Below are 9435 nucleotides of genomic sequence, written 5' to 3' on the forward strand. Positions count from 1 at the left end.
GATGAACCTGGATAGGTTTTAAACAGGCCTAACAAAGGAATTTACAAGCCGCCATAAAGAGATTTCAATACAGAAATAATTTTATGGTGGCTTTTGTATTTTAAAATTTCTACACAAATGCTTTGCAGGCTTTCCACAATCAATCGAATTACACGAATCTTAAATTGATTCAAATTCGTGTAATTCGATTAATACGTAAAAATTAGTGTTGAAATTTTTCATTGATTGTTTTTTAATCTGCATGTGGTTAAAAGCGATTTCCCCGGCCAATACTTTTAAATGGTGTTATTTATTATAAATTTACAAAAGAGAAGCCTTGAGTATCTCATAAAAGAAATACCGGCGCCGCTTCATAATCCCAATTTTTTAGTTTAATAACATATTTTATATTTTCATTGCCTGATATCCGGCTTTGACGAATTAGAAAATTGTTAAACGGCTGTTGTAAACCAATAATAAACAAAGCAGAATGCAAGCAAAGCAAAGAGCTAATTACGGTGTAAAATCCCTTGTACAGCAAATTGTCGGATCTATCAGTAAGAATATAGACAAGGGCGTTTACCGTAAAAACGAAAAGCTGCTATCCATAAATACATACAGCAAGCAACACGGCGTAGCAAGGGATACCATTGAAAAGGCTTACATGATACTTAAAAGCAATGGTTACATCCGTTCGGTTTCCGGAAAGGGGTATTTTGTAGTTGGTAAGCCCGATGTGAGGATAAAAGTGCTTTTGCTATTCAATAAATTGAGCTCTTACAAGAAAACCGTTTACGATACCATCGTGCGTACTTTAGGCGATAAGGCAAGGGTTGATCTTCATATTCACCATTATAATCCAGCTTTGCTTGAAGAGAGCATAGATGCTAATTTGGGCAATTACCATTACTATGTGGTAATGCCGCATTTTTTTGACTATAGTAACGAACAGGAATATTTAACCATTTTAAAGAAGATCCCGGTTGATCAGTTGATATTGCTGGATAAAGATCTGCCCAAATTACCCAAACAATCAGCCGTGTTCCAGGATTTTCGGAACGACATCTATGGCGCGTTAAATGTGGTTACCGACCTGATCTCCAAATATGAAAAATTGATAATCATATATCCCTTAGACCGCCACCATCCTCCCGAAATTAAGGATGGGATAATGCAGTTTTGTGAGGAGAACAACAAAAAGTTTGAAGTAATAGACGCGTTTAAAACTGAAGACCTTAAAAAAGGCGCTGTTTATATTGTACTTACCGAAAATGACCTGGCCGATTTGATCAAGGGTGCAAGAATAAGTGGGTACAGATTAGGGAAAGATATAGGGATCATATCTTTTAATGAAACTGTATTTAAAGAATTGTTGGATATTACCGTTATTACCTCCGATTTTGAAGAAATGGGCCGGAAAACAGCCGAGTTGATGCTGCAAAATAAAACAGCCGTTATCAAGAATGCTTTTAAAATAATTATCCGGAAATCACTATAAGGAAGCCCTGAGCGTTAGATAAAAGGGCACTTCATAACGTCCAGTGGAGCCATTTTTTATAATATCCGCGGTCATTTTTCCCATCTGTTCAAAATCTGTTGATATGGTGGTTAAGCCATTCAGGATGATTTTTTTTAGTGGGGTTTCATTGTAAGATATCACGCCAACATCTTTACCTATTTTTAGTTCAGTAGCCAATATCCTTTCAATCAAAACCACCAGGTCGTTTTCCATCAGGTTAATGAACACATCGCCTTCATTTATAGGTTCGCCTTGTACGTCATGAACTACTTTGTAGGTAAATGCATATTGGATACAGAAACTGAAAAAGCCTTTTAAAATCTCGCCCGGAAAATAAGTGTATTCCGGAAATATGATCTTTAGGGTGTGATAATTTCTTAGTTGCGGTAAGGCTTCTTCCAGGGCGTGGTAAATGTCTTTTTCAAAATTCTCGTACACGGCAGCGAAATCGCCTTTTATTCCCGGTACTAATTTATCGAGTATGATCAGTTTCTCTTTGGGCAGCGTATTAATAATGTCGTGAACGTTTTCGCCGCCATGCATAAAGTGGGGTAAGATCACATAATGGGTATAATCGTTGCTGTTGTTTTGAAGCAGTTTTTTAAAAAACTCGAAGTCGTTATTGTATATGTAAAAATCAATGGCAGCTTCATGGCCCAGACCATCAACGATGGCGTCATAAACCAGCTTTTTATGGGTGCTTAACTTATTAAATATTAAAAATACCTTAAATTGCTGCCCTGCTTCAGTGTTTTTGATGTAATATCCCTTGCCGGGCACCGAGCCAAGCAAGCCGATTGACTTCAAATGTTTATAAGCCTTTTCTGCCGTATCACGTGATATTTCAAAGTTGCAGTTTAACTCGTTAATAGATGGCAGCGTTTCGTTGATGATCAATTTGCCTTCACGTACACTTTTGATGATCGAGTTGGCCAGCTGAATGTATTTGGGAGTAGATGAATAATAATCAATATAGATGTATTCTAAAAAGCGTGAAGACTTCATAACTATTGAATTGGCTGCCGGCAAAAACTTAAAGGTAATTAAATTAGCTTCGATAAGCCTTTCCAGCAGCCAATGGAGACCAAAAAGCTGCCAAAATACCTTAAAGTGATGAATTTGTTACAAGAAGACAGGCTTCAATCAGGATGGTGCAGGACGCCGTTCGTATCAGCTTGCTATAACTTTATCTATTATAAACCATGGCTCATATAAGCCGGCCAATAACCAGATAAATTACATCCATAATGATCAAGTTGCCTTACAAGATCTTGCTTTGCGCTGTTTGTATTTCGTTGCGCTTCATTTTACCTGCACAGCTTTTTGCGCAGGCAGCGAAAACCAGCTTTAAGTTTGACTTTGGCAGCGGCAAGGCAGCACCCGGCTATCAAAAGGTTAACCCCGGAGATGTTTTTAATGATGCTAAAGGTTATGGCTTTGATTTCGGTTCAAAAGTAACAGCTGTAACTCGCGATGGCGGAAAGAAACTTATGGGAGGGTATGTAACCGGTGATCAGCCTTTTTATTTCTCCGTAAATGTACCTGAAGGAAATTACAAGGTTACCTTAACGGCGGGTGATATAAAGGGAGAGGGTAGTATCACGGTGCGTGCCGAGTCGCGCAGGTTGATGCTGGAACAGGTAAAGACAAGTAATACGGTTGAAAAGCGGAGTTTTATTGTAAACATTCGTAAACCCGATATCAGCACCGGCGGCAAAGTAGCACTTAAGCCCCGCGAGTTGGGTAAATACGATTGGGATAACAAGCTTAGCCTGGAGTTTAATGGCACAAAACCCTGTGTTGATGCACTGGAGATAGAAAGAGTAGATGACCAGGTAACCGTTTACCTCGCCGGAAATTCGACCGTGGTTGACCAGGATGATGAACCCTGGTGTTCCTGGGGCCAAATGATCACCCGGTTTTTCAAATCCGGCGTGGCTATAGCCGATCATGCCGAATCAGGGCTTAGTCTCGGCAGTTTTTTAAATGGCCGCCGTTTAGATAAAGTGCTGAGTGTAATTAAACCGGGCGATTATCTTTTTATAGAGTTCGGGCATAATGATCAAAAGGAAAAAGGGCCGGAGGATGGTGCTTATAAATCATATACCGAACGTTTTAAGCTGTTTATTAATAAAACACGCCAGAAAAAAGCTATTCCGGTAATTGTAACTTCTACAAGCCGCCGTGCTTTCAATGATAGCAATAAAGTGGTGAATACCCTGGGTGACTATCCCGACGCTGCAAGAAAAGTTGCCGCAGAATTGAATGTTCCCCTGATAGACCTCAATGTCATGTCCGCCAGGTTTTATGAGGCATTGGGTAATGAGGGATCTAAAAAAGCCTTTGTGTGGTACCCTGCAAACTCGTTTCCAAACCAGCCAAAGGACCTGGCCGACAATACCCATTTCAACAGTTACGGTGCCTATGAGCTTGCAAAATGTGTTATAGAAGGGATCAAAAGCAATCATCTGGGCATTGAGCGGTATATTATTGATGCGCCGCCTTTTGATCCTGCCCATCCTGATCCGGTAGAAACATTCAGCCTACCGGCCAGCCCTAAAAACAGCACTATAAAACCCGATGGCAATTGACTTTTTATAGACGTTATATAAATCTCAGTAAAATGATAATGAACAAAAGATTCGTAGGATTGATGCTTGCTGTTTTACAGCTTGGTTTAACTACGGTAAAAGCCCAGGATGTAATGGAAACAGGGGGCACGAAACCGATGCCAGCCCAGTGGATAGATAGTGAAACAGGTCATAAAGTGGTCCGCCTGGTAAACCGCGAGAGTGACAACGGGAGCTTTTATTTCAACAATACGCCCTTTGTTCCTCAAATAAAGAACGAAGGCGATCTGATGGTGTTTTATGGTAAAACGGATAAGGGGGAACAGCTATTCACGGTTAATTTAAAAACGCAGAAAACAGACCAGCTAACAAACAGGGCGAAGGTATCGGGCGAGATGGTTTGTGCCAAAACCCGTGAAGCATTTTATCAAAGTGGCGACAGCGTATTCGCTGTAAATGTGAATACCCATAAAACAAGATTTATTTATGCTTTTGCTCCGGATTTTAAGGGTAGGGTAGGTACTGTAAATGCCGATGGAACATACATGGCCTGCGTTAAGGCTACCGGCGAACAGGAACGTGAAATATTGGCAAAATACCCCGAAAAGCACGATTTCTTTAACCGGATCTATGACGCGCATATTCAGCATACCCTGTATGCGCTTGATGTTAAGCATAAAACATTGAAACAAATACACCAGGAAAACGAGTGGACAAATCACCTGCTTTTTTCGCCTACAGATCCTGATAACCTGTCGTATTGCCATGAAGGCCCCTGGGAAAAAGTCGACCGGATCTGGAACATCAATATAAAAACCAGTGAAAACAAGCTGTTGCATAAGCGTACCATGGTAAATGAAATAGCCGGTCATGAGTTTTTTTCGCCGCTGGGTAATACCGAGTGGTTTGATTTGCAGAAACCTAAGGGGCAAACCTTTTTCCTGGCAGGTATCAATATGAAAACAGGAAAAGAAGACCGTGTTTACCAAATGGACAGGAACGAATGGTCGATCCATTTTAATGTAACTAAAGACGAGCAAACATTTGCCGGCGATGGAGGCAATTCCGGGCAGGTAGCCAAAGCGCCGGATGGCATGTGGATCTATTTGTTTAAGCCAAACGGCGATCATTTTAAATCAGAGAAACTGGTAAATATGAAACATCATAATTATCACCTCGAACCCAATGTGCATTTCTCGCCCGATGAAAAATGGATTATCTTCAGGGCCAATTTTGAAGGTCATGAGGGAGTTTACGCTGTAGAAATTGCCAAACATTAATACCCCAAACAGGATGTCATTGATCAAAAATAATTTTAAAATAGCCATTGTATTTGCCCTGTTAACAGGTGCCCAAACAGCATCTGCACAGGTTGGCTGGCCTGCAGCTACCGAACAAACCAAACCCTGGGCCCGTTGGTGGTGGGAGGGCAGCGCGGTAAATAAAAAAGACCTTACCTGGAACATGGAAAGCTACCACAATGCAGGTTTAGGTGGGTTGGAAATTACACCGATCTATGGCGTAAAGGGGGCCGAAAATCAGTTTATACAATACCTGTCACCGCAATGGGTAGATATGTTGAAGTATACACTGATGGAGGCCAAACGCTTAAATATGGGGATTGATTTGGCTAATGCTACCGGCTGGCCTTTCGGTGGCCCCTGGGTTACCAATGAAGATGCCAGTAAAGAGCTGTTCTGGAAAAACTACGACGTTAAAGGTGGTGAAAAACTGAATGAGCCTGTTATGTTTGTGCAGCAGCCGCTGGTGAGGGCCGATGGACAAGCTCCAAAGATCACAGACCTGGTAGAACCTATTAGCAGTAATAAAAACCTGCAGCTGATGGCTCTTGACCAGGTACGGTTTGAGAAACGGATCCCCCTAACTGTTTTAATGGCTTATGATGGCAAGGGACAGGCGCTGAACCTTACAAACAAAGTTGATGTAGCCGGCAACCTTAACTGGACAGCCCCCGCCGGCGAATGGAAGCTGTACGCGCTTTTCCAGGGTTGGCATGGTAAAATGGTAGAGCGTGCCGCTCCCGGTGGCGAAGGTTATGTTATTGATCACTTTTCAAAACCGGCCCTTGGTCATTATCTCGCCCGGTTTGATGAGGCATTTAAAGACCAGGATTTAAGCGGCATCAGGGCATATTTTAACGATTCGTACGAGGTGGATGATGCCCGCGGGCAATCAAATTTTACCCCGCTGTTTTTTGATGAATTTATTAAACGCCGTGGCTATGACCTGCGTGATCATTTGCCTGCCTTATTTGGTAACGATAGCAAAGAAAAAAATAACCGCATCCTGTGCGACTACCGCGAAACAATATCCGATCTGTTGCTGGATGATTTTACCAAACCATGGCATGACTGGGCCAAAACAAAAGGTGCATTGATCCGCAATCAGTCACATGGTTCGCCATCAAATATATTGGATCTGTATGCCGCTATTGATATTCCTGAAACGGAAGGGGATGATGTGCTGCGATTTAAATTTGCTACCTCCGCCGCGCACGTAATGGGTAAGCCTCTTGCATCGTCTGAGTCGGCAACATGGCTTAATGATCATTTTTTATCATCGCTGGGAGATGTTAAACAGGCTATCGATAAGTATTTTGTAGGTGGTGTAAACCATATTTTTTATCATGGTATCAGTTATTCGCCTCAAAATGCTCAATGGCCGGGCTGGTTATTTTATGCAGCGGTTCATTTTAATCAAACCAACCCGTTCTGGAATGATTTTTCGACCTTAAATCAGTATATAACCAATTGTCAGTCGTTTTTGCAGCAAGGAAAGCCCAATAATGATGTGTTGGTTTATTACCCGTTATTTGACAGTTTTTCTGAACCGGGAGATAGGGGCTTGCTCAAGCATTATGATGCGATGAAGCCGGATTTCAAGGGTACAGGCTTTGAGTCATCCACCGAAGAAATGCTTAAAAAGGGCTATACATTTGATTTTATATCAGATAAACAGATAATGGGCCTGCAAAGTTCAGGCAACCGGATTCTTACCGGCGGTCTTAATTATAAAACCATCCTTTTACCCGATAATAAATATATCCCGCTTGAAACCTTTAATAAAATGGTGGATCTGGCAAAGGCAGGGGCAACAATAGTGGTGTACAAAAAATTGCCGTCGGATGTGCCGGGATATTCCGGGTTGCAGGAACGTGAAAAGGCGTTTAATGATTTGTTTTCCACACTTAATTTTACCACTAAAAACAATGGCGTTAAAATAGCCGTAATTGGCAAAGGCCGTTTCTTAATTGCTGATGATATTGCTTCATTATTGGACGCAGCAGGCATAAACAGGGAGCAAATGACCGATAATGGTTTACAGTTTGTACGCCGTACTTATAAAAATGGTAACAGCTATTTTATATCAAATACTGGCGGCAACCCGGTTAATGGCTGGGTAGATCTATCGGTTACTGCAGCATCTGTAGTGGTATTTGATCCCATGACTAAAGTTTACGGATCGGCAAAGATCAGGAAACAGGCCAACGGCAAAACCGGCGTATACCTGCAATTATTACCCGGAGAGAGCTGTATTTTACAAACCTTACCGGTAAAAATTAAAACGACTAACTATACCTATTACCAGGCTGCGGGCAAATCAGTACCCGTAAGCGGTACGTGGACACTTAACTTTACCGAGGGCGGCCCAACATTGCCGCAGCCAATAAAAACACAACAGCTTAAATCATGGACAGAATTAGGCGGTGATGAGCTCAAAGCTTTTTCCGGAACGGGCAGTTATACTATCACCTTCAAAAAGCCGGTGCAAAATGCTGCTGTCTGGAAGCTTGATCTGGGAAAAGTTAACGAAAATGCAGAGGTTTATCTCAATGGTAAAAAGCTGGCAACACTGCTCGGCCCGCAATATGTAGTTACCATACCTTCAGCACAGTTAAGGACGGTTAACCAGTTGCAAGTGAGGGTTGCTAATCTCATGGTTAACCGGATCATTGATATGGATAAGAAGCATATCCCTTACCGGATCTTCTATAACACCAATTTCCAATCACATAGTCCTGGCTCTAAAGGGCCTGATGGGCTTTTTATCGCTATAAACTGGGAACCAAAGCCATCCGGCCTGATCGGTCCGGTAACACTTGAACCGGTTAAACAGTTGTTTATTAAGTAATTATTTAAGGGTTTTATTTAAAAAAGGTGGTCGGATTTGGCCGCCTTTTTTTGTGTTTTTAATGCCTTTGAGCAGGATACTACAGGATGGTATTGTTGAAATTAACTTTTACGTTCGTATATACAATTATATACCAAACTGTACCAAACAGTAAACCCCTTAACTTGATTTTATGAAAAGAATTTTTATTCATTCTTGTAAAATGCTATTGCTATTACTGCTCTTTAATATGGCAGGAGAAGACAGTGTTTTTGCACAACAGCTTAGCATTACGGGTACCATTACAGATAGCAAGCATCAACCGGTTTCGGCTGCTTCTGTGCAAATAAAAGGCACAAAATCGGGTACCACTTCCAACCTCGACGGAAAATATAGCATTAAGGCTGCGGCAGGGCAGGTGTTAATATTTAAATCGATCGGTTTTGACGCCAAAGAAGTTACCGTAGGCTCCAATAACACCATCAATGTTACTTTAACTGAAGCCGAATCGCAATTGAACGAAGTAGTTGTTATCGGTTATGGTGCTCAAAAACGCGCTAATGTTACCGGTTCGCAGGCTACTTTCAAAGCCGATAACCTGAACGAACGGGCTGTAACGCGTGTTGACCAGGCGCTTGTTGGCCAGATGGCAGGTGTAACCGTTAAACAAACAACAGGTGTACCGGGTAAAGCATTTAGTGTTAACGTGCGTGGCAGTGGTTCTATAAGTGCCGGTAATGAGCCATTATACGTAATAGATGGCTTTCCTTTGTCTGTATCAGCAATAGGCAGCGGTGGCAGTTTTAGCACAGGCAACCCGCTTGATAATATTAACCCCAATGATATTGAAGATATCCAGGTTTTAAAGGATGCAGCAGCAGCAGCCATATATGGTTCAAGGGCATCAAACGGTGTTGTGTTGATCACTACCAAAAAAGGAAAATCGGGCAAAGCCAAAATTAGCTATAGCGCTTATTACGGTTATAACGCGGCAGCCAAATATCTGCCCATGCTCAACGGCGACCAATGGATTGACCGTGCTACCGAAATGATCAACGCCGCTTATGTGCTCAAATTTGGTGCACAGGGGGCAACAGCAAGTGATGACAATGCAACACGTCAGGCACTGAATGGCGGTGCTTTTAGTTCGGCCTATATGCTCGACCCAAGATGGGCTACGCCAGGTCATCCGGGCTTAGAATATGTAGATTGGCAGAAAGCCATTGAGCAAAAGGG

Annotated in this window: 6 protein-coding genes; 5 read left to right on the forward strand and 1 reads right to left on the reverse strand. The window is 42.0% G+C overall.

The window, feature by feature from the left end:
• Window positions 1–469 precede the first annotated feature (469 nt).
• The gene (locus tag VF500_RS16145) at window positions 470–1477 is read left to right on the forward strand and encodes a GntR family transcriptional regulator (protein ID WP_330860660.1); all 1008 of its coding nucleotides are present in this window, start codon (window positions 470–472) and stop codon (window positions 1475–1477) included.
• Here the strand turns inward: VF500_RS16145 and VF500_RS16150 are convergent.
• Window positions 1472–2503 (reverse strand): GntR family transcriptional regulator, encoded by a 1032-nt coding sequence (locus tag VF500_RS16150; RefSeq protein ID WP_330860661.1) that lies wholly within the window; start codon window positions 2501–2503, stop codon window positions 1472–1474. The genes VF500_RS16145 and VF500_RS16150 overlap by 6 nt on opposite strands.
• 242 nt (window positions 2504–2745) lie before the next feature.
• Between VF500_RS16150 and VF500_RS16155 the strand changes: the two genes are divergently transcribed.
• From VF500_RS16155 to VF500_RS16170, 4 genes are all read left to right on the forward strand, one after another.
• Window positions 2746–4089, forward strand: a complete 1344-nt coding sequence (locus tag VF500_RS16155; RefSeq protein ID WP_330860662.1) for a rhamnogalacturonan acetylesterase — start codon at window positions 2746–2748, stop codon at window positions 4087–4089.
• A 38-nt stretch (window positions 4090–4127) separates the two neighbouring features.
• Complete coding sequence (locus tag VF500_RS16160) at window positions 4128–5348, forward strand: oligogalacturonate lyase family protein (protein WP_330860663.1); 1221 nt, start codon at window positions 4128–4130, stop codon at window positions 5346–5348.
• A 13-nt stretch (window positions 5349–5361) separates the two neighbouring features.
• Complete coding sequence (locus VF500_RS16165; protein ID WP_330860664.1) at window positions 5362–8220, forward strand: glycosyl hydrolase; 2859 nt, start codon at window positions 5362–5364, stop codon at window positions 8218–8220.
• Between the two features lie 172 nt (window positions 8221–8392).
• Window positions 8393–9435, forward strand: a 1043-nt coding sequence (locus VF500_RS16170; protein WP_330860665.1) for a TonB-dependent receptor plug domain-containing protein, incomplete at its 3' end; no start/stop codon positions are given.

It is taken from the genome of Mucilaginibacter sp. (assembly GCF_036383575.1).
Classification (GTDB): Bacteria; Bacteroidota; Bacteroidia; order Sphingobacteriales; family Sphingobacteriaceae; genus Mucilaginibacter.